The organism is Streptomyces sp. NPDC040589, assembly GCF_055594445.1.
The window spans coordinates 479,954-505,357 of sequence record NZ_JBVIWP010000005.1 but is presented as its reverse complement, the minus strand read 5'-3'; the positions used below and the strand labels follow the sequence as shown (position 1 = coordinate 505,357).

Genomic DNA, 25,404 nt, shown 5'->3' with positions numbered 1-25,404 from the left:
TGATCCCTCCGGCAAGCTCAGTACGAGTTTTCTCGAACTTAGCATGCAGTACGATGAAACTCGTACAAGCGATTCGGATGCCAGGGAGCTGCCCATGTCCGCGACGGCTCACGACGTGCCGGTCATCAAGGTGGTGCCGGAGCCGGAAGGGCTGCCGGAGCCGCTGCCGGAGCCGGCGGTGGAGGAGCTGCGTCTGGAGACGGTGCTGGGCGCGCTGAGCGACCCGCTGCGTCTGACGATCGTGCGCAAACTGCTCCTGGAGTCGGAGGCGTTCGACCACTCGTGCGGCTGGTTCGGCCTGGACCGCCCCAAGTCCTCCCTCACCCACCACTTCAAGGCCCTGCGCGAGGCCGGCGTCACCCGCCAGCGCCAGTACGGCCTGGAACGCCGCAGCCACGTCCGCGTCACCGACCTCGAAGCCCGCTTCCCAGGGCTGCTGGACCTGGTGGCGGCGTGGACCCCCGAGGCGCCGTGAGCCGTGCCGGAGCAGGACGCCGCCGTCGGCGCCGGTACTGGCGAGGGTGCGGCCGTCGCGGCTGAAGGCCACCTCCCACCCGGCCTCGGTGTGGCCGGTCAGCGGCTCCCCGAGTCGCTGCGGGTAGGCGGGGTTGGCGACGTTCCACAGGATGGGCGCGTCGTCCTCGCCCGCGCTCGCCAGGGTCTCTCCGTCGGGGCTGAACGCGACCAACGGGACGGGCGCGGTGTGCGCGGTGAGCGGTTCGCCCAGGGAATCGAGGCGACCCGGGTCGGACGCGTCCCACAGGCGTACGGTCTCGTCGAAGCCGGCGGTGGCCGGCGTGCGGCCGTCGGGCGCGTACGCCCCGGAGCTGCCGACCCCCGTCGTGCCCGGGCAGCCGGGTGGGCAGGCCCCGGCCCGCGTCCGAGGCCGGCCGGGTCCTGAGGTCCGGGGTGGAGCGCATGCGGTCGGCGGCGACATCGAGCCGGGCCGCCGGCCCGGCGTGGGTCTCGCGGACCCGGTCGGCCTCGGCGGTGAGCCGCCCGAAGACGGCCTCGTCCCGTTCGGCCCGCGCGGTGGCGCGGGCCTGGAGGGCGACGACGGCGGTGTCGGTGGCCAGCAGGGCGAGCGCGGCGAGTACGGCCTCGGAGGCGGCCACCTCATGACCGGCCCGACGTACGCACCACCGCGATCCAAGGCCGCCCCCGCCGACCCGCTCCACCTGGACCGGCTCACGCCCAGGGAACGCGAGGTCCTCGCCCTCATGGCCGAGGGCCGCTCCAACGCGGCGATCGCCCGCCGCCTCGTCGTCACGGACGCCGCCGTCGCGAAGCACATCGCGAGCATCCTCCAGAAGCTCGACCTTCCCCCGTCGGCCCCCGACGACCACCGCCGTGTGCTGGCGGTACTGGCCTATCTCCGGGCCTGAACCGTATGGCGCCAACGGGTGAATGCGGGCGTTCCGCGTAGCAGCCGACGCGGCCCCGGGAAGGCATGCCCCATGCCGAAGTTCCTCATCCAGGCCACGTACACGCCCGAAGGCACCAAGGGGCTGCTCAAGGAAGGTGCCAGTGGGCGGCGGGCTGTCGTCGATCAGGTGGTCTCCGGTCTCGGTGGGGAGGTCGAGGCCATGTACTTCGCCTTCGGGGCCGACGACCTCGTGATGATCGTGGACTTTCCCGACACCGTCTCCATGGCCGCCGTCAGCCTCACCGTCAAGGCCAGCGGTGCCGTGCGGTCCCGGGCGACCCCGCTCCTCACCCTCGACGAGATCGACGAGGCCACCCGCCGGCAGGTCGCCTTTCGCGCACCTGGAGCGTAAGCACCCGTCAGGGCGCATTACCTTGGGGAGGCATGGGGGGCTTACGCGGAGATCCGCGAGGGTGGTGGGAGCGGGGGCGGGCGCTGTCGGCGGCCAATCCGCTCGTCGTCGACATCGGCATCGCGCTGCTCGTGCAAGGCGCGATGACCATGCCGTTCGTCGTGCCGCGTGCGGCCGGGCTGCCGCCCGCGACCTGGGCCGCGTACGGGCTGAGCACACTCACCGCGCTGCCCCTGGTCTGGCGGCGGCGCGCTCCCCTCGCCGTGCTGTTCGCGGTGCTGGCCGCGGGCGCGCTGTACGGGCTGGCCGTGGACGGGCCCGGGCAGCCGCTGCCGTACACCGGGCTCGTGGTCGTCTACACGATTGCCGCCCTGTCGCCCGCGCGGAAGCGGCTCGTCACCGGGGCTGTGCTGCTGGTCGCCGTGCCGGTGGGGGTGTGGCTCAACACGCGGTCCGCGCGTGAACTGACCTTCTCCCTCATCGTGTTCACGGCGGCCTATGTCTTCGGGCGGCTCACCGACGCCCGTCAGCGGGCGCACCGCGTCGAGGCCGAGCAGGCCGCCGCCCGCGAACGGGCCCGGATCGCACGGGAGATGCACGACATCCTCTCCCACGCGGTGAGCCTGATGATCGTGCAGGCGGAGGCCGGACCGGTGGCGGTGCGTGCCGCGCCCGAGCGGGCGGAGGCCGCCTTCGACGCGATCTCCGCGACCGGGCGGGACGCCATGACGCAGCTGCGCCGGATGCTGGGCGTCTTGCGGGAGGGGGACGACGACAGCGCCGCCCCGCGCGAGCCCCAGCCGGGGCTCGCGGAGCTGCCCGCACTCCTCGACCGGGTGCGGGCCGGGGGCCTCGACGTCACGTACGGGACGGCGGGAGACGTCCGGCCCGTGCCGGAGGCGGTCGCCGCCACCGTCTTCCGGATCGTCCAGGAGTCCCTGACCAATACCGTCCGGCACGCCGGAGCACGTACCGTCGCGGTACAACTCACTTACGGACGCGGCGACTTGGATGTCAGGGTGACCGATGACGGGCACGGGCCGCGACCCGGCCGCGGCGGGCGCGGGCACGGGCTCGCCGGGATACGGGAGCGGGCCGCCGCACACGGAGGGAGCGCGGTGACCGGGCGGGGAGCGGACGGGCGGGGGTTCGAGGTGCGCGTGACGATCCCCGTACCGGCCGCCGCGGAGGTGGGGCCGTGACGATCCGGGTCGTGGTGGCCGATGACCAGGAGCTGGTGCGCAGCGGCTTCGCGATGATCCTGGACGTCCAGCCGGACATCGAGGTCGTCGCCGAGGCGGGTGACGGGGCCGAGGCGGTCGAGGCGGTGCGGCGGCACGCGCCCGATGTGGTGCTGCTCGACATCAGGATGCCGCGCATGGACGGGATCGGGGCCTGCCGCGCGATCAGCGCCCTGGGCGACTGCCGGACCGTGATGCTCACGACGTTCGACTCCGACGAGTACGTCTACGAGGCGCTGCACGCCGGCGCGAGCGGCTTCCTGCTCAAGGACGTACGCCGGGACGATCTCGTGCACGCCGTACGGGTCGTCGCCCGGGGCGACTCGCTGCTCGCGCCGTCCGTGGCCCGGCGTCTGGTCGAGCAGTACACACGGCCCGGCGCCGCCCGGCCCCGTCGGCCCGATCCCCGTCTGGACGTGCTGACCGGGCGGGAGCGGGAGACGCTGCTGCTGCTCGCGCGGGGCCTGTCGAACGCCGAGATCGCCACCGAGCTGGTGGTCAGCGACCACACGGTGAAGACGCATGTCGGCAACGTGCTGGCGAAGCTGGGGCTGCGGGACCGGATCCAGGCCGTGATCTGCGCGTACGAGACGGGGCTGATCGCGGCCGGTGATCCCCCGCCAGGGGGAGGCGGCCGCGACGGTTCCTCCCCCGCGTCGGCGAGGAACTGACTCCCCGGGACCGCCCGCGGGGGCGATCCGCCGGGCGCCTCGGGTCCGGAGGATGGAACCGTCCAGAACACCGGTTCCGATCAACGGAGTTGACCATGACCCGTACCCGTTTACTGGCCGCAGTGCTCGTCGCGGGGGTGGTCGTGGCGGGGCCGTCGGTCGTCCCGGCCGCCGCGTCCGGCCCGGCCGCCCCGACCGCCGTGGTGTCCGCGCAGTCCCCCGACACCGCCCTGGAGACCGCCATCGCCGGCCTGCCCACGGCCGACGCGACCGCCGCGCTCGTGCGCGTCGGCGGCGCCGAGGGTGTCTGGCGCGGCAGTTCGGGCGTGCACGATCTGGAGACGAACCGCCCGGCCGATCCGGCGGCCCGGTTCCGCGCCGGTTCCGTGACCAAGGTCTTCACCGCGGCGGTCGCCCTGCAACTGGCCTCCGAGGGCCGGCTGGACCTGGACCGCGGTGCCCGCTCGTATCTGCCGGAGCTGATCCCGGCGTCGTACGCGGGCGTCACGGTCCGCCAGCTCCTGAACCACACGCACGGCATCCCGGCCCCCGATTTCCCCGGCACCACGGTCGAGGAGGCGTACGCGAACCGCTTCCAGATCCACGACCCCCGGGACATGGTCCGCTCGGCGACGTCGAAGGCACCGGAGTTCGCGCCGGGCGAGCGGCAGCACTACCTCAACATCGGCTACACGATCGCCGGTCTGATCATCGAGCGGGTCACCGATGACTCCTACGAGCGTCAGGTCGCCCGGCGGGTGCTCAAGCCGCTGGGGCTGTGTGACACCTACTTCCCGGGGGCGAACCCGCGGATCGTCGGGCCGCACAACCACGGCTACCAGAGGATGCGGCTGGACGACGGCACGGTCGGGCTCCGCGACGTGTCCGTGTGGGGCTCGACGGACGGGTGGGCGGCCGGGGACATCGTGTCGACCACGGCGGACCTGGAGCGCTTCACCCAGGCCCTGTTCCAGGGCCTGGTCGTGCGCGGGCCGCTGCTGGACGAGATGTTCACCCTGCCGAAGGTGACCGACTCCAAGACCGGGGAGCCGGCCGCGTACTCCGTCGGCCTTTCGATGAAGGTGCTGGGCGGCCGCGAGGTGTGGGGCAAGACGGGCGGGCGCTGGGGGTACAACGCGGCCATCGCCGGCACCCGCGGTGGCTCCCGCACCCTCGTCTACAGCGTCAACTCCACCGACGCCAAGGGCCAGGACATGAACAAGGTGGCCGAGAACATCATGGTGGCGACGTACGGCAGGCCGTAGCCCTCCCCTCCTACGTCGCAGGCGGCGTCGCCCGTACCAGGCCCGTCTGGTAGGCGATGACGACCAGTTGCGCGCGGTCGCGGGCGCCCAGTTTGGTCATGGCCCGGTGGATGTGGGTGCGCACGGTCAGCGGGCTGACCGTGAGGTCCTCGGCGATCTCGCTGTTGGACCGGCCGTCCGCGGCCAGGGCCATCACCTCGCGTTCGCGGACCGTGAGGTCGGCGAGGCGTTCCGGCGGTGCCAGATGGGTGCCGGGGGCGGGGGCCAGCAGGAAGCGGGTGATGAGGGAGCGGGTGGCGGCCGGTGAGAGGAGGGACTCGCCGGAGGCCACCGTGCGCAGGCCGGTCAGCAGGGTGTCGGCGGTGACGTCCTTGCCGAGGAAGCCGCTGGCACCGGCGCGCAGGGCCTCGGCGACGTAGTCCTCGGTCTCGAAGGTGGTCAGGATGAGGACGCGGGTGGCGGACAGCTCCGGGTCGGCGCAGACGGTCGCGGTGGCGGTGAGGCCGTCGGTGCCGGGCATGCGGATGTCCATCAGGACGATGTCGGGGCGGTGGGCGCGGGTCAGCTCCACCGCCTCCGCGCCGTCGGAGGCCTCGGCGACGACCTCCATGTCCGCGCAGGAGTCGATGAGGATCCGGAACGTGGCCCGCAGCAGGGCCTGGTCGTCGGCGAGCAGCACCCTGATGCTCATGGCGTGGTTCCTTCCGCGAGGTCGGGGGAGGGTTGCAGCGGCAGGGCGGTGGTGACCTCGAAACCGCCCTGCGGGCGGGGGCCGGCGCACAGCTCGCCGCCGATGGAGTGGGCGCGTTCGCGCATGCCCACGACGCCGAAGCCGCGGCCCTGGGCGGCCTCCGGCTTGCTGGGGCCGTCGTTGACGACCGCGATCAGCAGACGGGAGTGGGTGTAGGCGAGGCGGACGTGGGCGGCCTCGGCGGCGGCGTGCTTGGCGACGTTGGTGAGGGCCTCCTGCACGATCCGGTAGGCCGTCAGATCCACCCCCGGTGAGAGCTGCTGCGGCTCCCCCTCCGTCGTGACGGTGACCTGAAGGCCCGCCGACTCGCACGCCGCGACCAGCTCGGGCAGCCGGGCCAGGCCCGGGGACGGTTCCAGCCTCGGGGAGCCGGGGTCGTCGTCGTTGTCACGCAGCAGGCCGAGCGTGGCCTTCAGCTCCCGCAGCGCGGAGGACGTGGTGCCGGTGAGGTCGGTGAGGATCCTCTTGGTCTGCTCGGGGCTGGTGAGGGCGAGGTGTGCGGCCGTGCCGGCCTGGGCGTTGGCCAGGGCCATGTGGTGGGCGACCACGTCATGGAGCTCCCGGGCGATGCGCATCCGCTCCTCGGTGACGCGCAGGCGGGCCTCCTCCTCCCGGGTGCGCTCGGCGTGTTCGGCGCGGGCCTGCACCGACTGGAGGTAGGCGCGCCGCAGCTGGGTCGTCTTGCCTGCGGCGAGCGGCAGCATCAGCCAGAAGACCGGGCCGATCGTCCTGAGCACCAGCGAGACATGGTTCATGGAGTCGGAGAACACGGCCGCGAGCGTCAACGCCACCAGGGTGGTGAGGCCGTAGACGCGGATGGACCTGCGGTCGGTGAGCGTGGCCAGCCAGTAGAGCGCCGCCATGACCGGGGCCAGCAACAGAGGCGTGACCAGGTAGCCCAGCGCGACCGCGGCCACCGTGGAGACCCCGGCCACGACGACGGCGGTGCGCGGGTGCGTGCGGTGCTTGAGCAGGACGAGGCAGGCCACTCCCATGAGGACGGTGGCGGTCTTGTCCTGGTCCGGCGGGGCGGCGCCGGGCATGGTGAGCGAACCGCCGAGGGCCGCGCAGCCCATCAGCGCCAGGCCCATCGCCAGATCGACGAGGAACGTGTGGCGTGCCGAGAACTCCTCGAGGCGATCCGCGTAGCGCCGCTCCAGGCTGATACTCATCGGGCTCTCCGGTCGGTGGGGCTGGGACCATCGTGGTCGACTCCGGGCGGGAACGCCCGGGGGGCCGCCCGTGTCCTTCGCCACGGGCGGCCCTGGTGGGGGGAGGGTGCGTCAGGTGCGCGCCGGTTCCAGCTCGGGGGCGGTGTCCGGGGCCGGATCCGTCCCGGGCCGGCGGCTGAGCGCCTCGCCCTCCACGTCCACGCGGGGCAGCGCCCGGTCGAGCCACTTCGGCAGCCACCACGCCTTGCCGCCGAGCAGGGCCAGCACCGCCGGCACGATCGCCATCCGTACGACGAAGGCGTCGAAGAGGACGGCGGAGGCGAGCCCGAAGCCGATCATCTTGATCATGGAGTCGCTCTCGCCGATGAATCCGGCGAAGACCGCGATCATGATCAGGGCCGCCGCCACGACCACGCGGGCGCTGTGCCGGAAGCCGGACGTGACCGCCTGCGCGGGCGACTCGCCGTGAACGTACGCCTCCCGCATCCGTGAGACGAGGAACACCTCGTAGTCCATCGCGAGACCGAAGACGATGCCCACCAGGAAGATCGGCATCAGGCTCATGATCGGGCCGGTCTGCTCCACACCGAGGAGCTCCGCGCCGTGGCCCTGCTGGAAGACCACGACGACCGCGCCGAGCGAGGCCAGAACCGACAGCAGGAAGCCGAGGGCCGCCTTGAGCGGGACGAGCAGCGACCGGAAGACCACCAGCAACAGGACGATCGCCAGACCGACGACCACGATCAGATACGGGACCAGCGCGGCCTGCACCTTCTCCGCGATGTCGATGTTCATCGCGGTGCTGCCGGTCACCTCGTAGCTCGCGCCGGTGCCGGACTCGATGCCGGGCCGCTCGTCCCGGATGGTCGTCACCAGGGTCTTGGTCTTCTCGTCGGTCGGCGCGGTGGAGGGCACGACGGAGAAGACGGCGGTGTCGCCTGCGTCGTTGAAGCGCGCCGGGGAGACGGACACGACGCCCTTGGTGGCGCCGATCTCCTGGGCGATCGAGTCCGCGGCCCCCTTGGGGTCGGCGGCGCCCTTGCCGTCCACGACGATGGTCAGCGGCCCGTTGAAGCCAGGACCGAAGCCCTCGGCGAGCGCGTCGTAGGCCCGGCGCTCGGTGGTGGAGGTGGGCTTGGCCTCGTCCCCGGGCATGCCCAGCTGGAGGTCGGCCGCGGGCAGCGCGAGGGCGCCGAGGCCGACGACGCCGAGGAGCAGGACGGGTATCGGGCGGCGCAGGACGAACCGGGCCCAGCGGGCGCCGCCGTTGGTCTCGGTGCTCTCCACGATCCGGCCGCTCTTGCGGGCCCGGCGCGGCAGCACCGCGTTCGGCCAGAAGCCGAGGAACGCCGGGACGAGGGTCAGCGCGATCAGTACGGCGACGACGACCGCGCCCGCCGCTGCCAGGCCCATCTTCGTGAGCATCGGGATGCCGACCACGGTGAGCCCGGCCAGCGCGATGACGACGGTGAGCCCGGCGAAGACCACCGCGGATCCGGCCGTGCCGACGGCCATGCCGACCGCCTCCTGCGGCGTACTGCCCTTGGCGCGCTCCTCCCGGTAGCGGGACACCACGAACAGGGCGTAGTCGATGCCGACGGCGAGGCCCAGCATCATCGCCAGGGTGCCGGTGGTGGTGGACAGGCCGAGGGCGCTCGCCAGGGCGAGGATCGTGGCCATGCTGACGCCGACGCCGATGACGGCGGTCAGCAGGGGCAGCCCGGCGGCGGCCAGCGAGCCGAAGGTGACGAGGAGCACGACGGCGGCGATCGCGACGCCGATCACCTCGGCCATGCCGCCCGGCCCGCCCTCGGCGGCCAGCGCGGTGCCGCCCGCCTCGACGGTCAGCCCGGCGTCCCGGGCTGACTCGATGGTGTGCTCCAGCTGGGTCCGGCCGGCGTCGGTGAGGTCGGTGGACTTGACCTTGTAGGTGACGGTCGCGAAGGCGGTCGTGCCGTCCTTGCTGATCGTCTTCGCCTGGAACGGGTCGACGGCGCTCGCGACCTGCGTGCCGTCGCCGAGGCCGGTCACGGCCTTCTCGATGGCCTCCTTGTTCTCGGCGGCGGTCACCTTCTCGCCGCCCGGCGCGATGAAGACGACCCGGGCGGTCGCCCCGTCGGCCGTGGCGCCGGGGAAGCGCTGTTCCATGAGGTCGAACGCCTTCTGGGACTCGATGCCGGGCATCGAGAACTCCTCGTCGACGGCCCCCGGCGCCTTGAGGGCGCCGAGCCCCACGGCGGCCAGCACGGCCGCCCAGACCAGGGCGACGTACCAGCGTCGCCGGAAGGCCAGACGGCCCACTCGATACAGGAAAGTTGCCACGGCAGCAGGTCTCCACATCCGGTGTCGATCGTCCGCCCAGCGTGTCCGTGACAAGGCCCCCGCGTCGTCGTGCGGCTGCCGACAATCCGGGCTACTGAGAACGCAGTACGACCGGCCCCCGTGTCCACCTCGGGTACGACATTCCCCGACCCTCCGAGACGACCTGTGCTACCTTGGCTGGTGTTGCAGTTTTGGTTCCCAGAGACTTCGAGTGCTCTATCGACCTTTGTCGACGAGCACTCTTTTTAGTTTCCGAGGATTTTCGGATCTCTCCGAGGGTGATCATTGCGGCGACTCCGAGTCCGTAAAGTGCGGATCTCGGGTATTTGCCCCTCAAGGGAGATTCACTATGGCAACTGGCACCGTGAAGTGGTTCAACGCGGAAAAGGGCTTCGGCTTCATCGAGCAGGAGGGTGGCGGCCCGGACGTCTTCGCCCACTACTCGAACATCGCCACCTCCGGCTTCCGCGAGCTTCAGGAAGGCCAGAAGGTCACCTTCGACGTCACGCAGGGCCAGAAGGGCCCGCAGGCCGAGAACATCGTTCCCGCCTGACGCTGACGCGTTCGACGTGATCGGGGCCCGCACCCATGTGGTGCGGGCCCCCGCACGTTTCATTCCCTACCCGGCTCAGTCTTGCGAATCCTGGTGCGGCCCCCTAGAGGCCGTCTGACCTCCGGGAATTCCCCGATACGTGCCGCATCGAGGAAGGATCCCCTTGGATCGCACCGCTCGCAAGAACAACGGCTCGCCCCACTCCCGCAGGACGGGGGGCCGGAACAACTCCTCCCGTACGGCCGGCGCGGGACGCGGCGGCCCCCGGCGCCGTACGGCGCCCGGCGGCGAATTCGCGCCGCCCGCCACCCTCACCCCGGCCCTGCCCGCCGTCGAGGCGTTCGCCGACCTCGACCTGCCCGAGCGGCTGCTGACCGCGCTGCAGGGCGAGGGCGTGGTGGAGCCCTTCCCGATCCAGGCGGCTACGCTGCCGAACTCGCTGGCCGGGCGGGACGTCCTGGGCCGCGGACGCACGGGGTCGGGCAAGACCCTCGCCTTCGGCCTCGCCGTGCTGGCCCGTATCGACGGGCAGCGGGCCGAGCCCAAGCAGCCGGTGGCCCTCGTCCTCGTGCCCACCAGGGAACTGGCCCAGCAGGTCACCGACGCGCTCACCCCCTACGCACGCGCGCTGCGGCTGCGGCTCGCCACGGTGGTCGGCGGGATGTCGATCGGCCGTCAGGCGAGCGCGCTGCGCGCCGGTGCCGAGGTCGTCGTCGCGACGCCCGGCCGGCTCAAGGACCTCATAGACCGTGGCGACTGCCGGCTGGACCGGGTCTCGGTCACCGTCCTCGACGAGGCCGACCAGATGACCGACATGGGCTTCATGCCGCAGGTGACGGCCCTGCTCGACCAGGTGCGCCCCGATGGCCAGCGGCTGCTGTTCTCGGCCACGCTGGACCGCAACGTCGACCGCCTGGTCCGCGGCTACCTCCACGACCCCGTGGTCCACTCGGTCGATCCGTCGGCGAACACGGTCACCACGATGGAGCATCACCTGCTGCACGTGGAGGACGACGACAAGCACGCCACCACGACGGAGATCGCCGCCCGCGACGGACGCGTGATCATGTTCCTGGACACCAAGCACGCCGCCGACCGGCTGGCCAAGAAGCTGCTGGCCGTCGGGGTCCGCGCCTCGGCCCTGCACGGCGGGAAGTCCCAGTCCCAGCGGACCCGGACCCTGGCCCGGTTCAAGGACGGCGAGGTCACGGTCCTGGTGGCCACCAACGTCGCCGCCCGCGGCATCCACGTCGACAACCTCGACCTCGTCGTCAACGTGGACCCGCCCGGCGACCACAAGGACTATCTGCACCGGGGCGGCCGTACCGCCCGGGCCGGTGAGTCGGGCACCGTCGTCACGCTGGTCCTGCCGCACCAGCGGCGCGAGACGGCCCGTCTGATGGCGGACGCCGGCATCACGCCGCGGATCACCCGGGTCCGCTCGGGCGAGGCCGAACTGAACCGCATCACCGGCGCACAGGCACCCTCGGGCGTGCCCGTCGTCCTCACCCCGCCGCCCGCCGAGAACCGCCCCGCCCGCACGGGCACCGCCCCGCGCGCACGGCGCGGCAGGCCCTCCCGGGGCCGCCGCCGCTGAACCGCCGAACGGGGCGGCACGGAGCGCGATCCGCGCTCCGTGCCGCCCCGTTCGTGTCGCCACGTGTCGCTACGGGTCGCTCCGCGCCGGAGAGCCGCGGTCGGGCCCGCGAACCCATGGGCCAGGCACCCTCGGACATGACCGTCCTCCCCACCCCCGCCGCGCGACAGCCCCTACGTGCCGCCCCGCGCCGGAGACAACCGCACCACCGTGCCCTCCCCGTTCGCGGACAGCAGCAGAGAACCATCCGGAGCCGCAGTGAGGCCCGCGAACCCATGGGCCAGGCACCCTCGGACATGACCGTCCTCCCCACCCCGCCGCGCGACAGCCCCTACCTGTCGCCCCGCGCCGGAGACAACCGCACCACCGTGCCCTCCCCGTTCGCGGACAGCAGCAGAGAACCGTCCGGGGCCGCGGTGAGGCCCGCGAACCGGTGGGCCAGGCCGGGGACCTGGTGGGTGAACAGGGCAGGGGCCGGGCGGGGGTCGGTGCCCGGCGGGATGCCGACCGCCAGCGATTCGGCCTCGACGCGGGCGGCGCCCGTCGTCAGGGAGACCGACCACAGCCGTCGGTGTTCGGTGTCCACGGTGAAGAGTTCGTCGCCGTGGGCGGCGAGACCCTGCGGGGCGCCGAGTCCCTCCGCGACCGGCACCGCCTCGCCGTCGTCGACGCGCAGGATCGCTCCGCGCCGGTCGTCGCTGACGTAACAGCGCTGCTCGGCGTCGAAGGCCACGTCCACGGGGTGGTCGAGGCCCTCGGCGAGGACGGTCACCGTGTCGGTCCCGTCGATGGCGACGACGCGGCCCGCGCCTGTCTCGGCGACGACCAGGGCACCGTCGGCCCGGGTCGCGATGCCCAGGGGCTGGTTCAGGCCGTTCGCCCTGAGCCGGGTCGTGCCGGCGGCGGGGTCGTAGGTCTGGACGGTGCCGAACTGCGAGGTGGTGTGCAGGAGTTCGCCGTCGGCCGTGATGCCGTGGAAGAAGGGCTGGAGGATCTCCGTCGCGACGTCGCCCGAGCCGCCCTCGTCGGGGTGCTCCGGGCGGACGAGCCGGTAGTGGTCGGCCGCGTAGACCGTGCCGCCGAGGTCGATCGTCACGCCGTAGGGGCCGTCCAGGCCGCGGGGCACGACCGGGCGGGTGCGGCCGTCGGGACGCAGTTCCGTGATGCCGCCGCTGGCGAAGCTGGAGACGAACATGCGGTTCTCCGCGTCGAACGCGGCGTTGTCCAGGCCCGTGACCCCGCTGGTGACCAGGGAGCGCGCGCCCGTGCCGTGCAGGTCGACGCGGGTGACGATGCCCTCGGGGCCGCGCGACAGGACGTGGAGGAGACCGCCCAGGTCGAAGCGGACCGCGACCGGGTCGTGCACGTCCTCGGCGACCACCTCGGGCACCCCGCCGTCCGGGGGGACGCGCCAGACCTGCCTGCTGATCATGTGCGGGTAGTAGAGGCAGCCGTCCGGGCCCAGCTGCATCGCGTTGCCGAAGGCAAGCCCGTCGGTGAGGACGACCGGGTCGCCGCCCTCGGGGAAGAGTTCCAGCAGACGGCCGTTCATCTTCATCTCGTTGACGAAGAGCCGGTCGCCGACGCAGGTGATGCCGTTGGGCACCTGCACCTCGGCGGAGACCAGGGTGTACTCGCCCTCGGGGCTGCGGCGCCACACCCGGCCGGGGACCAGGTCGGCGATGTACATCGAGCCGTCCGCCCCGAAGGCCAGGTCGTCGGGCGACTCGACGGGGCTGTCCATCGGGACGACGACCTCGACGTCCCCGGTCGCCGGGTCCACGGCGCTGATCTTCCCGGCGAGGAACTGGGCGACGTACAGCCGCCCGTCCGGGCCGAACGCCACGCCGTTGGAACCCCACAGCGGGTTCGGTGAGTTGAGACGCCTGGCCTGCCGGCCGGGACTGCGCATCTCACGCGCGTCGTACCTGCTCGAACCGCCCGTCACGATCCCAGCACCTCGTCCATGCCGCCCTCCGCGCGCCAGCGTCTGATCAGCTCGTAGAACGCGACCGGGCCGTCGCCGTAGGACTCGCTGCGGGGCCTGGGCATGCCCTCGCCGTTGTAGTAGCCGGGGGTGCACTCCGACTGGAACGTGTACAGGTCCACCGACTTCTCACGGATCGTGGCCCCCCAGGCCTCCTCCGCCTCGGCGGTCGGCTCCACGCACGGGGCCTGGCGCCGATGTGCCTCGGCGATCACCTCGGCGACATGGGTGGCCTGTTCGTCCAGGACGTGCACGTAGTTCACGGAGCTGGCGCTCTGTACGGAGCCGAGCATGAACAGGTTGGGGAAGCCCCGGCTGTAGAAGCCGTGCAGGGTCCTCGGGCCGGTCTTCCGCCAGGACTCCAGCAGGGCGGTGCCCTCCCTGCCGTACGCGGGGAGCTGCCCGGACAGCAGCCCGGAGACGCCGACCTCGAAGCCGGTGCCGAAGACGACGCAGTCGACCTCGTACTCCACCCCGCCCACGACGACGGCGTGCTCGGTGACGCGCTCGACGCCCCCGTGGTCGGCGGTGTCCACGAGAGTGACGTTCGGCCGGTTGAAGGTCTCCAGGTACAGGTCGCTGAAGGTGGGCCGCTTGCACATGTAGCGGTACCAGGGCTTGAGCTTCTCGGCCGTCGCCGGGTCCTCGACGATTCTCTCCACCCGGGCCCGCAGCTCGTTCATCTTCTGGAAGTCGGCGATCTCCTCCAGGCGTTCGCGCTCCTCGGGCGTGAGGGCGTCGTAGCTGTTGGTCGGGATGAGCTTCCGCTGGAGGCGGGCGCTGCTGGTCCAGCCGTCGGCGACCAGGTCCTGATCGGCGCGGCCGCCCGTGACGACCGTGAGGAAGTTGTCCCTGCGCTCCCGCGCCCAGCCGGGCTTCAGCGAGCCGGCCCACTCGGGGTCCGTGGGGCGCTGTCCGCGCACGTCCACGGAGGACGGGGTGCGCTGGAACACATACAGGTGCCGGGCGTCCCGGCCGAGGTGCGGGACGACCTGGATGGCCGTGGCGCCCGTGCCGATGAGGGCCACGCGCTTGTCGGCGAGCCCCGTCAGACCGCCGTTCGCGTCGCCGCCGGTGTAGTCGTAGTCCCAGCGGCTGGTGTGGAACATGTGCCCCTTGAAGGTCTCGATGCCTTCGATCCCGGGCAGCTTGGGCTGGCTGAGCAGGCCCGTCGCCACGACGACGTGCCGGGCGGTCATCCGGTCGCCGCGGTCGGTGCCGATGACCCACACGGACTCGGCCTCGTCCCAGCGCAGTTCGCTCACCTGTGTCCGGAGGCAGGCGTCGCGGTAGAGGTCGAAGTGCCGCGCGATCGCCTCGGCGTGCTCCCTGATCTCCTCGCCCGGCGCGTACTTCCACTTCGGGACGTAGCCGAGCTCCTCCAGCAGGGGCAGGTAGACGTACGACTCGATGTCGCAGTGGATCCCCGGGTACCGGTTCCAGTACCAGGTGCCGCCGAAGTCGGCGCCCTTCTCGATGATCCGGATGTCCCGCAGGCCCGCCTGGCGCAGCCGGGCGGCGGCGAGCAGGCCGCCGAACCCGCCGCCGACGACCGCCACCTCGACGTGGTCGTGCAGGGGCTCCCGGGTGAAGCCGGGCTCGGCGTGCGGGTCCTCGTCGAAGTGGCCGAACTCGCCCGCGGTACGGCGGTACTGACGGTTGCCGTCCGGACGGATCCGCCGGTCGCGCTCGGCCCGGTACCGCTCGCGCAGGGCGTCCGGGTCGAATCCCAGGGCTGACACGGGGGTGTGGGGGGTGGACATGGGTGTCCTCTTCCTCTCGCGGTGTGCCGTAGGTGAGGGGTCGGGTGGGGTCAGACGGCGGCCCAGGCGTTGTCCACCGGCAGGATGACGCCGTTGACGCCGCTCGCCGCGTCGGAGGCGAGATAGACGATGGCGGCGGCCTGCTCCTCCGGTGCGCAGATGCGGCCCATGTTGACGAAGTGCCTGCCGACGACGGTCGGTCCGTGGGCCTCCCGGTCGATGTGGACATCGGCCGTGATGTCGGTGGTCGTGCCGCCCGGGGCTATGGCGTTGGTGCGGATGCCCTGGTCCCGGTACATCACCGCGAGGGACCGGGTGAGGCCGAGGACCCCGTGCTTGGAGACGGTGTACGCCGTCCCGGCCGCGCTGCCCCGCAGTGACGCCTCGGACGCGGTGTTGACGATGGCGCCGCCGCCCGCGGCGATCATGTGCGGCAGGGCGGCACGCGCCAGCAGGAAGGGTGCCGTGAGGTTGACCCGCAGCACCCGCTCCCACTCGGCGTCGGTGACGTCGGCGGCGGCGGACATGCTGTCCATGACACCCGCGTTGTTGACCAGGACGTCGATGCCGCCGAAGGTGCCGACCGCGGCGGCCACGACCGCGTCAACCACCGCGCCGTCGCTCAGATCGCCGGTGACGGCGACGGCCGTTCCGCCCTCGGACTCGATGGCCGCGACGACGCTCTTGGCGCCCTCCTCGTTCAGGTCGGCGACCACGACCTTCGCTCCCTCCTCGGCGAACCGCAGGGCGGTGGCGCGGCCGATGCCGGAGGCGGCTCCGGTGACGATGACGCTCTTGCCCGACAGACCCGTGGCTCCCATGGCGCTCCTCTGCTCGTCGCGTCGCGCGGCGCGATGTGGTGTGGCGTCAGGCACGGTACTGGTTTTTGTCTCAGTGCGACATAAAGACGCGATGTGCCAACAGGTCGTTTCACGCCAGTCAGACGTGACGCGACGTAAAATAGAGTGAGCACGGCAAGTCGAGGAGGGCGCATGGCCGGACGAGCAGGTGGGGCCACGGGGCGGCCACCGCTGACGGAGCGGCGGCGTGCCGAGACGCGTATGGAGATCGCCGAGGAGGCGGTGCGGCTCTTCGCCGCCAAGGGCGTGGCGGCGGTGACCGCGGAGGACATCGCCTCGGCGTCGGGGGTGTCGACGCGCACGCTGTGGCGGTACTTCCGCTCCAAGGAGGAGTGCGTACGCCCCCTGCTCACCACGGGCCTCGAACTGCTGACGGAGCATCTGCGGGAGGGCCGGGACGAGCACGGCTCACTCGCCGAGGCGATCCTGAGCGTCCGGTACGACGACGACGCCACACCCCGTCTGCGGACCCTGGGCGACCTGCTGCTGCTGTGCCGCGACGAGCCGGGGCTGCGCGCGGTGTGGCTGGAGGCGCACTACGACGCGGAGGCGACATTCGCCGCGATGATCGCCGAGCGCACGGGCCGGCCCGTCGGCGATCTGGCGGTCCGGGTGGAGGCGGGCGTGCTGAACACCGCGATGCGCATCGCGGTGGAGGACTGGGCGCTGCGGTCCGACCCGGCGGCCGGGCCGTCCCTGGCGGAGACCGTCCGGCGCGCGTTGCGGATGGTCGACGCCGTCGAGAAGCGCTGACGGGGGTGGTCTTCGGGGCCGTCTCGGGGGTCCGGGCGCCCCTGGCCCTCAGCCCACCCCCAGCAAGGACGTCAGGTGCTCGTGGGCCCCGGCCCACCCCCATTGCTCCCGCACCCATTCCCGGCCCTCGCGGCCCATGTCCCGGGCCAGTTCCGGATCGCCCAGCAGCAGCGTGAGCCGGTCGGCGAGTGCCCGGACGTCGTGGCCGTCGGCCAGGAAGCCGGTCTCCCCGTCGCGGACCGTGTCCGGCGCCCCGCCCGAGTCGCCGACGACGACGGGCAGTCCGGCCGCCGCCGCCTCCAGGAACACGATCCCGAGACCCTCCACCTCCAGGCCCGCCCGGCGGGTCCGGCACGGCATGGCGAACACCTGCGCGGCGGCGTAGAACCCGGGCATGTCCTCGTGCGGGTGGCCCCCCGCGAAGACCACCGCCCCGGCCAGCCCCTCCTCGGCGGCCAGCCGGTGCAGGGCGCGTACGTGCGGGCCGTCCCCGACCAGCAGCAGCATCGCGTCGGGCACGCTGCGGCGCACCAGGCGTAACGCCCGTATGAGCGTGTCCTGCCCCTTGCGCGGGACGAGCCGCGCCGCGCACAGCACGACCGGCCGGTCGCCCAGTCCGTACCGTTCCCGCACCCGGGCCGCCGCGGCCCCGGAGCCCTGGAAGACCTCGGCGTCGACGCCCGGCGCCAGCCGCCGCATGCGCGCCGCGGCCTCCGGCCCGACGGCGGCGGCGATCCGGGCCCGGGTGTAGGAACCGAGGTACGTGACGCTGTCCACCCCGGCGCCGACGCGGCGCAGCAGCGCGCGGGCGCCGGGCGTGCGCGCCCACCACACCTCGTGCCCGTGCGTGGTGGCGACCAGCCGCTCGACGTCCGTACGGCGGCGCAGTTCGCCGGCCATCAGCCCGAGCGGGGCGGCGGCCCCGAACCAGACGCTGTCGCAGTCGAAGCGGCAGGCCAGCTCCACCGCACGGGCGGTCACCCGCCGGGTCGGCAGCAGCATGTGGGTGCGGTCGCGCACCACGGGGAACGGCAGCCGGGCGTCGTAGGCCCGGTCGCCCGGTGTGCTGGAGGTGTAGACGGCGACCCGGTCGGGCGGGAAGCGGACCGTCATGGCGTGGACGAAGGTCTCTATGCCGCCCTGGCGGGGCGGGAAGTCGTTGGTGACGACGAGCGTGCGCGGCATGGCCGGTCAGTCCTCCAGCGGCTTCACGGTGAACAGGTGGGCGCGGGGCGCACGCGGCGGCTGAGCGCGCACAGCGCGAAGTACGCCGAGCGCATGGGACGGCATTTCTCCTGGCCGGGCCGGACGGCGGGCGGCCGGCACGAGCCGGAACCAGCCGAGCAGCACGAGCGGGTAGACGACGTATCCGAAGCGGGTGGCGGGGATCAGGCACATGGCGATCCCGAGGCCCAGCGCGAGCCGGTCGGCGGCGGCGACGGTGCTGCGCGGCGGGCGCGTCACGAGGAACACGGCCAGGGCGAGCGCGCTCAGCGCCAGCGCGGCCACCGCGAGGGCGAAGCCCCCCGGCACGTACGTCGCCAGGAGGTGGCCCGGGAGCGGGCTGGTCGCCGGGGACCCGGTGGCCCCCTCGCCGAGCGGGAAGAGCAGCACGTGCTCGGCGAACGCCCCCGGGTCGGCGAGCGCGACCGGCAGCACGGCCAGTACGGCGAGTCCGACGGCCGTGGCACCGGCCCGTACAGCGGCCCGGCGGCCGGCGGTCACGGCGAGCAGCGCGAGCCCGACGGGCAGCAGCGGCCAGGCGGTCCACTTCAGCGCCGCGGCGGCGCCGAGCGCGAGCCCGGCGGCGCCGGAGACGCCCCGGCCCGCGAGGGCGAGCGCGAGACACATCAGGGCGATGACCGGGAGGTCGACCCCACCGACGGCGAGGGGGAGGGCGACTGCGGGGGTCGCGGCGAGCCAGAGGAGAGACCGCACGGGGCCACGTCGAGCCGACCGGTCGCCCGCGGACAGCTCGGCTGCTGACAGCTCGCCCGCGGACAGCGGGACAGTGCCGCGCCGAGTCGGTCGGTCGCCCGCGGACAGCTCACCTGCGGACAGCGGGACAGTGCCGCGCCGGGTCGATCGGTCGCCCGCGGACAGCAAGGCGGAGACCCGCCGGGACGGCTGGTCGCCCGAGGACAGCAGGGCGGTGCCGCGCCGGAACGACCGGGAGGCCGCCCACCACGGGAGGGAGCCGGGCCGGGACGGCCGGGACCCCCCGCACAACAGCGCCGCGAGTCCCATCGCCCCGAGCGACACCAGCGCGAACCAGAGCCTGGCGTCCGCCAGCGGGACGTCACCGAGGACGGCCCGGGGCAGCCCGAAGAGGGCCATGCCGGGCAAGTACGGGTTGTAGTCGCGCAGTTCGGCCGGGTCGGATACGTACGGGGTGCCGGAGTTCAGCAGCAGCGTGCCGGACCGCTCCACGACCGTGACCTCCAGCTGCCGGGCCCCGTCGGCGACCAGGAACGCCAGCGGCACCAGCACCGACCCGACGGCTGCCACCGCCGCGCTCGCCCGGCCCCAGGGCCGCGCGGAGAAGTGGGCGACGAGCGCGGCGAGTCCGTATCCGGCGGCGGCGCAGGCGCCCCACACCTGGTGCGGGGTGAGGGTCGTGCGTAGAGAGAGCAGCAGCGCGAACACCGCGCAGGCGGTCCAACAGAGCGTCTCCCAGGGGCGGGCGGTCCCCACGGCTACCGCCGACGGCACCGGCGAGTCGAACAGCCCTCTCGAAGCGCCCCGCATCCCGCTCCCCCTGTCCCCTGCCTGCCGGTGTCGGTCCACTGCCGGCAAGTCTTCGCAAGGGGCGGTCGAGAAGCGTCACACCGGATTCCGATCCTGGGCGTCAACCCGTGGTACTCGCCCGGCACCCGGGTCAACCCGTACGGTGACGCGAGCCGGAGGGCCTCTGGCCGACAATGTGGGGATGCGTCAGAAGCCGTCCCTGCGCCCCACCGCCTGGCCGCGCTCCCCCCGCTACCCGTACGTCACCGGCGTCCTGCTGATCCTCCTGGCCGCGGCCGAGGTCCTGCACGCGCGCATCACCTCGACGACGGTGCTGGCGACCCTGCCCTTCGTGGTGCTCCCGCTGCTGTGGCGGCAGCGCGAACCCCGGCTCGGACTCCTGGTGGTACCGGCGGCACTGCTGAACTTCCTCTTCCGGCCCGAGCTGCTGATGGCGGTCGCGGTGGCCGGGGTCATGGGCCTCTACACCCTCGCGCGCCATCGCGTCCTGCATCCGGCGCTGCTCAGCGCCGCCGCGATCACGGGCTCGCTCCTCGTCAACGCGGGCCATGTGGCGACGGGCGTGTACGACCTCGGCGGCCGGTCGCCCGCCCTGGGCGCCGACGGCTCGCTGTCGTACTTCACGGAGTCGTTCGTCCTGGCCGTGGGCGTCGTGGCGACGGTCGGCATCGCGGACGCCTTCCGCAGCCGGGAGGAGTCCCGGCAGGCGCGGGAGACGGCCCAGCGGGAGCTGATCGCCATGGAGCGCAGGCATGCCGCCGCCCAGGAACGAGCGGCCATAGCACGGGAGTTGCACGACATCGTGGCGCACTCGGTGTCGGTGATCGCGGTCCAGGCGGAGAGCGCCACGTACACCACGCCCGACCTGTCCCCGCCCGCGCGCGACGGCTTCCAGCAGATCGCCTCGTCCGCCCGCTCGGCCCTCACCGAACTGCGCCAGCTCCTCAGCGTGCTGCACGCGGACGACGGCTCCGAGGACCCGGCCCCGGTGCTGCCGCAGCCCACGCTCGACTCCCTGGACGCCCTGCTGGAGGCCCACCGGTCGGCCGGCGGAGTGGTCACCCTGCACACCGAGGGCACCCGGCCCCCCGTGCTCCCGCCGTCCCTCGAACTCACGGCCTACCGGATCGTCCAGGAGGCCCTGACGAACGCCCGCCGCCACGCGAGAGGCGCCGCGGTCGACATACTCCTCACCTACGAGGAGGACGAGCTGCGGGTCCGTATCGCCGACGACGGCCCGGGCCCTCAGAAGGGCCAACTTGACTCGGGCGGCCATGGGTTGAGCGGCATGCGGGAGCGTGCGACGCTACTCGGCGGACGTCTGGCCTGCGGGCCGGCCGGCCCCGGGGGCGGCTTCCTGGTCGAGGCCGGACTCCCGGTGCGGGCGGGCGCGAAGAGCTTCGCGGAGGGTGTGTACGAGTGACGGCGGGGGAACCGATCCGCGCGATCGTGGCCGACGACCAGGCAGTCGTGAGAACCGGCTTCGTGAACCTGCTGTCCACCCAGGACGACATCGACGTAGTCGGCGAGGCGGAGGACGGCGAACAGGCCGTCGCCCTCGCGCTGGCCCACCGGCCCGACGTGGCCCTGCTGGATATCAGGATGCCCAGGCTGGACGGCATCCAGGCGGCGCGCACGATCCTCCGGGAGACCGAGGGGGCCACGAAGGCGCTGATGCTCACCACCTTCGACCTCGACCAGTACGTCTTCGACGCCCTCGCGGCCGGAGCCAGCGGCTTCCTCCTCAAGGACGCCACCTTCCCCGAACTCCTGCACGCCGTAAGGGTGGTGGCCGCGGGTGACGCCATGCTCGCCCCCGGCATCACCCGCCGCCTCATCTCCGAGTTCGCCCCCCGCCGCCCGGTCACCACCCCGGGGCCCCTCCTGGACCGCCTCACGGCCCGCGAGATCGAGGTCCTCCTCCTCATCGCCCAGGGCCACTCCAACGCGGACATCGCCGACCACCTCACCATCACCGACCACACGGTCAAGACCCACATCAACCGCCTCTTCACCAAGCTGGAAGTCCGCGACCGGGCGCAGGCGGTGATCGTGGCGTACGAGGCGGGACTGGTGACGCCGGGGGAAGGCGGCTGACGCCAGAGGAGGCCGGGTGAGGCAGCACGACGCCATGGGGCCACGGGCCCGGACACTGCGCGATCTCGTCCGGCAGTGCCGGGACGAGCCGGGGCTGCGGGCCGTCCGGCCGGCGGCACACCACGACGCGGAGGCCGCGTTCGCCGCGCTGATCGCCGACCGCACGGACCGGCCCGCCGGCGACCTCGCGGTCCGTATGGAGGCGGGCATGCCGAACACCGCGCTGCGCGTCGGCGTGGAGGACTGGGCCCTGCGCTCCGGCCCGGCCGAGGCCCTCCCTGGCGAGGACCATCACCTGCGTGCCGCGCATGGCCGCCCACGTCATCGAGACGGAGCCCCCGCTGCCGGCCGGGACCGGGCGCGGCACCGGGCACTGAAGCGCCGGCCGCCCCGGGCGGGTTCGGCGGCTAGGCGCCCCCCGCGCCGTAGGGGCACGTCGAGCCCCCGGTGGGTGACGCGGTGGTGGCGTCGGACGTCACCGGGGTCACGGTGTGCGGCTTGTGCTCGCGTGAGCGCAGACGGACCGTCACGTCCCGCAGGGGCCGCAGGGAGATGACGGGAGAGCCGTAGCCCAGGGCGGCGCCGGGCACGAGGTTGAGCTTGAAGCGCTGGTTGATCATCGCCACGATGATCCGCAGTTCGAGCAGCGCCATGGCGTTGCCGACGCACTGCCGCGGGCCCGCCCCGAAGGGGAAGTACGCCATGCGCGGGCGCTCCCGCACGGCCTGCGGGGTGAAGCGGTAGGGGTCGAAGGCCACCGGGTTGTCCCAGTGGCGCGGGTTGTGGTGCGAGGCGAGCGGCGAGAGCAGGATCGACGAGCCGGCCTCGATGTCGTACCCGTCGAGGGTGTCGGCTCCGACGGCCGCGCGCGGGAAGATCCAGATCGGCGGGTACATCCGCAGGCTCTCGTCCACCACCATCCGCGTGTACGTCAGCCCGGCCGCGCTGTCCGCGTCGGGGGTGGCGCCGCCCAGCTCGCGGCCGATCTCCTCGTCCAGCTCCTCCTGCACCTGCGGATGGTTGGCGATCGACAGCAGCGTCCAGCACAGGGAGACGGCCGTGGTCTCGTGGCCCGCCAGATAGATGGTGAGCAGTTCGTCCCGCAGCTGCCGGTCGGTCCACGGCTCCCCGGTCGCCGGGTCCTCGGCCTGCTCCATCAGGGCGATCAGCGGGCCCTCGCCGGTCCGCGCGTAGTTCTCCCGGACGTCCGCGACGACCTTGTCGAAGATCTGGTGGATGTTCGCGATCTTGCGGTTGCGTGCGGTCGGCAGCCAGGACGGCAGCATCTCGGACGGAGTGCCCCGCCGGAACATCACCTCCACCACGTCGTCGACGATCCGCTTCAGCGCGGGCGCGTCGGGCTTGATGTCGTAGGCGAACAGCGATCGGCTGAGGGTGACCAGGGTGAGCCGCAGCATCTCGGCCATCAGGTCCACCGGCTCGTCGCGCGCGGCCCTCGCCTCCCACTCGTCGAGCATCTCGGTCGTCGCCTCGACGATGTTGGGGACGATGTCGGTGACCGCGTTCTTCAGGAACACCGGCTGCACCGCCCGGCGGTGCCCGCGCCAGAACTCGCCGTCCGTGGTCAGCAGGCCCTTGCCCATGACCACGCCGAACTGCTCGTACAGCGGCCCGCGCACATAGTTGGCGTTGTTCTCCACCAGCACCCTGCGGACCGCGTCGGGGCTGGTGGCCTGGTGGACCGTCATCGGCCCGAGCCGCATCCGGACCAGCTCGCCGTGGTCGCGCTGCAGGCCGAGCAGGAACTCGGCGGTGTTGCGGCGCCACGGGCCGAGGCTGCCGAGGACGGGAGCGCCCTTCGGGCCGGGGGCGGTACGGGGGGCCGTGGGGGCGGGGGTGGCGGTGAGGGTGTTCATCGAAAGTCCTTACCTGCGGGAGCGGTTCGGGTCAGGGGCGCCGTCCGCCGGGGGCCGCCACGCGGCACCGGGAACGCGCGCCGTACGAAGAGGTGGTCGAAGACCACGTCCGGGGCCAGGCGGCGCAGCGCGATGGTGCTCCGGGCGAGGAAGCCGACGGTGTAGCGGGCGCGGGGACGCCGGGTGCGGGCCGCGCGGGTCACGACGCGGGCGACGTCGTCGGCCTGGACGGCGAAGGTGCCCGCCAGGGTGCGGCGGCTGCCGGTGTAGATGGCCTCGAAGTACTCGGCGGTGCGCTGCCGGAACTCGTCGTACACCGCGCTGACGGAGGGGAGGTTGTCCACGTACGTCGCGCCGAAGTTGGTGGTGCGCACCGGCCCCGGCTCGATGACGACCACCTTGACGCCGAAGCCGGCCGTCTCCAGCCGCAACGCGTCGCTCAGCGCCTCGACGGCGTGCTTGGACGCCTGGTAGAAGCCGCCGCCGGGGACCGCGTAGCGGCCGAAGATCGAGGAGATGTTGACGACGGTGCCCCGCCCGGCGGCCCGCATCCCGGGCAGGACCAGCTGGCTGAGACGGGCCAGCCCGAACACGTTCGTCTCGAACTGCCGCCGCATCTCTGACAGTCCGATCTCCTCCACGACTCCGGAGGCGGCGAACCCCGCGCTGTTCACGAGCGTGCCCACCGACCCGTGCTCGGCCTCGACGGCGTCGACGGCCGCGCGCATGCTGTCCTCGTCGGTGACGTCGAGCCGCAGGGTGCGGATGCCCTCGTCGGCCAGTCGGGAGAGGGTCTCGGGCCTGCGTGCGGTGGCGTACACGGTCATTCCCGCGCGGTGCATCCTGAGCGCGCAGGCACGGCCGATTCCGGATGAGCAGCCCGTGATCAGTACCGGGCTCGGTTCGGTGGGCAAGGTCTCGGTGGGCAAGGTCTCGGTGGGCAAGGTCTCCCTCATCTTCCGTTTCGGGCGGGGCATTTCGGAAAGGAGGCGGATATGTATCACCGGATCGTGGCAGCGAAGCTGCGCAAGGCGTTTTCCGACATCAACTCCGGCAATTGGCAGTCCATGGTGGACACGCTCGCACCGGAATTCACTTATGTTTTCTACGGGGAGCACGCGCTCTCCGGTGAGCGGCATACCGTCGAATCCATGAGCCTGTGGTGGCAGCGGGTCTTCCGCCTCATTCCCGACGCGGAGTTCGAGCCACTGGAGATCATCATTTCCGGCGGCCCCTGGCTGACGAAGGTCGCCACCCGCGTCCGGATCGGCGGCCCGCTGCCGGACGGCTCCCGCTACGACAACGTGATGACGCAGTTCATGTATCTCAAGTGGGGGCGCATCACCGAGATCCACACCTTGGAGGACACCGTCGTCCTGCAGCGTGCCCTGGACCGCATCGCCGCCTCCGGCAACGCCGAGGCCCATGCCGAGCCCATCACGGACGCGTCCGCGCGGGCGGCCCGTACCGCGTGACGACGGCCCCGGCCGGCCCCCGGCGCCCCTCGCCCGGGGCGCCGGGGGCCGCCGCCGTGGTCAGCCGAAGGCGCCCAGCTGCTTCGCGAGGTCGAACGCGTCGAGCGAGAACCAGCTCTCCACGATCACCCCGTCCCGGAACGCGTCGATGACGATTCCCGGAACGGCGAATTCACGCCCCTGCGCCGGAATCCCCTCGTACGGCTCCCCGGTATGGGTTCCCCGCGCGGTGAACCGGCTGACGACCTTGTCGCCCTCCAGGATCCAGTCGTCCACCGTGACATGCAGATCGGGGAAGGAAGCGCGCTGGATCCGCACCCATTCCTTCAGGTGCTCCACGCCCTCCTCGCTGTTCGGGGCGGTGCCGTGACTGATGTGGTCGGGGGCCGCGCCCTCGTAGATGACGTCGAGGTTCCCCTTGTTGAGGCACTCCTCGTAGTAGCGCTCCAGAACGGCCTTGTTCTTCAGGGTGTCGGACATTTTCTCGCGCTCCT

23 protein-coding genes and 1 pseudogene are annotated in these 25,404 nt (G+C 72.6%); 12 read left to right on the top strand and 12 right to left on the bottom strand.

The annotated features are described in order from the left end of the window. The first annotated feature begins 94 nt into the window (after positions 1-94). The gene (locus ACZ58V_RS25070) at positions 95-475 is read left to right on the top strand and encodes an ArsR/SmtB family transcription factor (RefSeq protein ID WP_468192906.1); all 381 of its coding nucleotides are present in this window, start codon (positions 95-97) and stop codon (positions 473-475) included. Between the two features lie 186 nt (positions 476-661). Here ACZ58V_RS25070 and ACZ58V_RS25065 read toward each other — a convergent pair. Further along, a pseudogene (locus ACZ58V_RS25065) lies at positions 662-937 on the bottom strand (WD40 repeat domain-containing protein); the annotation flags it as partial. Here ACZ58V_RS25065 and ACZ58V_RS25060 point away from each other — a divergent pair. The 5 genes from ACZ58V_RS25060 (at position 843) to ACZ58V_RS25040 (ending at position 4,955) form a co-directional block, all read left to right on the top strand. Then, positions 843-1,385, top strand: a complete 543-nt coding sequence (locus tag ACZ58V_RS25060; protein ID WP_471292707.1) for a response regulator transcription factor — start codon at positions 843-845, stop codon at positions 1,383-1,385. The pseudogene ACZ58V_RS25065 and the gene ACZ58V_RS25060 sit on opposite strands and share 95 nt — an antisense overlap. A 72-nt stretch (positions 1,386-1,457) precedes the next feature. Continuing rightward, positions 1,458-1,778 carry a GYD domain-containing protein gene (locus tag ACZ58V_RS25055; protein WP_189725581.1) on the top strand — a complete coding sequence of 107 codons (321 nt, stop codon included), beginning with the start codon at positions 1,458-1,460 and terminating at the stop codon, positions 1,776-1,778. Between the two features lie 32 nt (positions 1,779-1,810). Further along, the gene (locus tag ACZ58V_RS25050; RefSeq protein ID WP_471292407.1) at positions 1,811-2,980 is read left to right on the top strand and encodes a sensor histidine kinase; all 1,170 of its coding nucleotides are present in this window, start codon (positions 1,811-1,813) and stop codon (positions 2,978-2,980) included. Next, on the top strand, positions 2,977-3,690 hold the full coding sequence (locus tag ACZ58V_RS25045) for a response regulator (protein ID WP_471292404.1): 714 nt from the start codon (positions 2,977-2,979) through the stop codon (positions 3,688-3,690). Before ACZ58V_RS25050 ends, ACZ58V_RS25045 begins: the two co-directional genes overlap by 4 nt. A 95-nt stretch (positions 3,691-3,785) precedes the next feature. Further along, positions 3,786-4,955 (top strand): serine hydrolase domain-containing protein, encoded by a 1,170-nt coding sequence (locus ACZ58V_RS25040; protein ID WP_471292401.1) that lies wholly within the window; start codon positions 3,786-3,788, stop codon positions 4,953-4,955. 10 nt (positions 4,956-4,965) lie between these two features. On the opposite strand, the gene ACZ58V_RS25035 is transcribed toward ACZ58V_RS25040, so the two are convergent. From ACZ58V_RS25035 to ACZ58V_RS25025, 3 genes are all read right to left on the bottom strand, one after another. Next, positions 4,966-5,646: a response regulator transcription factor gene (locus tag ACZ58V_RS25035; RefSeq protein ID WP_468192919.1), complete on the bottom strand. Its 681-nt coding sequence runs from the start codon at positions 5,644-5,646 to the stop codon at positions 4,966-4,968. Further along, positions 5,643-6,878 (bottom strand): sensor histidine kinase, encoded by a 1,236-nt coding sequence (locus ACZ58V_RS25030; RefSeq protein ID WP_468192920.1) that lies wholly within the window; start codon positions 6,876-6,878, stop codon positions 5,643-5,645. Before ACZ58V_RS25030 ends, ACZ58V_RS25035 begins: the two co-directional genes overlap by 4 nt. Positions 6,879-6,989: 111 nt before the next feature. Then, the gene (locus tag ACZ58V_RS25025) at positions 6,990-9,200 is read right to left on the bottom strand and encodes an MMPL family transporter (RefSeq protein ID WP_468192922.1); all 2,211 of its coding nucleotides are present in this window, start codon (positions 9,198-9,200) and stop codon (positions 6,990-6,992) included. Between the two features lie 349 nt (positions 9,201-9,549). Between ACZ58V_RS25025 and ACZ58V_RS25020 the strand changes: the two genes are divergently transcribed. Together ACZ58V_RS25020 and ACZ58V_RS25015 are read left to right on the top strand one after the other, a co-directional pair. After that, positions 9,550-9,753, top strand: coding sequence for a cold-shock protein (locus ACZ58V_RS25020; RefSeq protein ID WP_030846597.1), 204 nt, complete (start codon positions 9,550-9,552; stop codon positions 9,751-9,753). A gap of 163 nt (positions 9,754-9,916) precedes the next feature. Then, positions 9,917-11,350, top strand: a complete 1,434-nt coding sequence (locus ACZ58V_RS25015; protein WP_468192923.1) for a DEAD/DEAH box helicase — start codon at positions 9,917-9,919, stop codon at positions 11,348-11,350. A gap of 331 nt (positions 11,351-11,681) precedes the next feature. On the opposite strand, the gene ACZ58V_RS25010 is transcribed toward ACZ58V_RS25015, so the two are convergent. The 3 genes from ACZ58V_RS25010 to ACZ58V_RS25000 are packed head-to-tail and all read right to left on the bottom strand — an operon-like array spanning position 11,682 to position 15,921. Beyond that, positions 11,682-13,262: a hypothetical protein gene (locus ACZ58V_RS25010; RefSeq protein WP_471292705.1), complete on the bottom strand. Its 1,581-nt coding sequence runs from the start codon at positions 13,260-13,262 to the stop codon at positions 11,682-11,684. A gap of 32 nt (positions 13,263-13,294) precedes the next feature. Further along, complete coding sequence (locus ACZ58V_RS25005) at positions 13,295-15,100, bottom strand: flavin-containing monooxygenase (protein WP_471292397.1); 1,806 nt, start codon at positions 15,098-15,100, stop codon at positions 13,295-13,297. 50 nt (positions 15,101-15,150) lie between these two features. Then, positions 15,151-15,921 carry an SDR family NAD(P)-dependent oxidoreductase gene (locus tag ACZ58V_RS25000; protein WP_471292395.1) on the bottom strand — a complete coding sequence of 257 codons (771 nt, stop codon included), beginning with the start codon at positions 15,919-15,921 and terminating at the stop codon, positions 15,151-15,153. 171 nt (positions 15,922-16,092) lie between these two features. On the opposite strand from ACZ58V_RS25000, the gene ACZ58V_RS24995 reads away from it, so the two are divergent. Further along, positions 16,093-16,713 (top strand): TetR/AcrR family transcriptional regulator, encoded by a 621-nt coding sequence (locus tag ACZ58V_RS24995; RefSeq protein ID WP_471292392.1) that lies wholly within the window; start codon positions 16,093-16,095, stop codon positions 16,711-16,713. A gap of 48 nt (positions 16,714-16,761) precedes the next feature. On the opposite strand, the gene ACZ58V_RS24990 is transcribed toward ACZ58V_RS24995, so the two are convergent. Then, the gene (locus ACZ58V_RS24990) at positions 16,762-17,898 is read right to left on the bottom strand and encodes a glycosyltransferase family 4 protein (RefSeq protein WP_471292389.1); all 1,137 of its coding nucleotides are present in this window, start codon (positions 17,896-17,898) and stop codon (positions 16,762-16,764) included. A gap of 6 nt (positions 17,899-17,904) precedes the next feature. After that, complete coding sequence (locus ACZ58V_RS24985; protein ID WP_471292387.1) at positions 17,905-19,461, bottom strand: glycosyltransferase 87 family protein; 1,557 nt, start codon at positions 19,459-19,461, stop codon at positions 17,905-17,907. A 181-nt stretch (positions 19,462-19,642) separates the two neighbouring features. Here ACZ58V_RS24985 and ACZ58V_RS24980 point away from each other — a divergent pair, with 181 nt between their 5' ends. Further along, positions 19,643-20,884: a sensor histidine kinase gene (locus ACZ58V_RS24980; protein ID WP_471292384.1), complete on the top strand. Its 1,242-nt coding sequence runs from the start codon at positions 19,643-19,645 to the stop codon at positions 20,882-20,884. Then, on the top strand, positions 20,881-21,558 hold the full coding sequence (locus tag ACZ58V_RS24975) for a response regulator (protein WP_399021803.1): 678 nt from the start codon (positions 20,881-20,883) through the stop codon (positions 21,556-21,558). Before ACZ58V_RS24980 ends, ACZ58V_RS24975 begins: the two co-directional genes overlap by 4 nt. A 407-nt stretch (positions 21,559-21,965) precedes the next feature. Here ACZ58V_RS24975 and ACZ58V_RS24970 read toward each other — a convergent pair whose 3' ends face one another. Then, the gene (locus tag ACZ58V_RS24970) at positions 21,966-23,435 is read right to left on the bottom strand and encodes a cytochrome P450 (protein WP_468192934.1); all 1,470 of its coding nucleotides are present in this window, start codon (positions 23,433-23,435) and stop codon (positions 21,966-21,968) included. After that, a complete protein-coding gene (locus ACZ58V_RS24965) occupies positions 23,432-24,391 on the bottom strand; it encodes an SDR family NAD(P)-dependent oxidoreductase (RefSeq protein ID WP_468192935.1) in 960 nt (319 codons plus the stop codon). The genes ACZ58V_RS24970 and ACZ58V_RS24965 overlap by 4 nt, the downstream gene beginning before the upstream one ends. Before the next feature lie 39 nt (positions 24,392-24,430). Here ACZ58V_RS24965 and ACZ58V_RS24960 point away from each other — a divergent pair, with 39 nt between their 5' ends. Beyond that, the gene (locus tag ACZ58V_RS24960; protein ID WP_399021809.1) at positions 24,431-24,910 is read left to right on the top strand and encodes a nuclear transport factor 2 family protein; all 480 of its coding nucleotides are present in this window, start codon (positions 24,431-24,433) and stop codon (positions 24,908-24,910) included. A gap of 60 nt (positions 24,911-24,970) precedes the next feature. Here the strand turns inward: ACZ58V_RS24960 and ACZ58V_RS24955 are convergent, their stop codons facing one another. Then, positions 24,971-25,390, bottom strand: coding sequence for an ester cyclase (locus ACZ58V_RS24955; RefSeq protein WP_382491709.1), 420 nt, complete (start codon positions 25,388-25,390; stop codon positions 24,971-24,973). Positions 25,391-25,404: the final 14 nt, after the last annotated feature.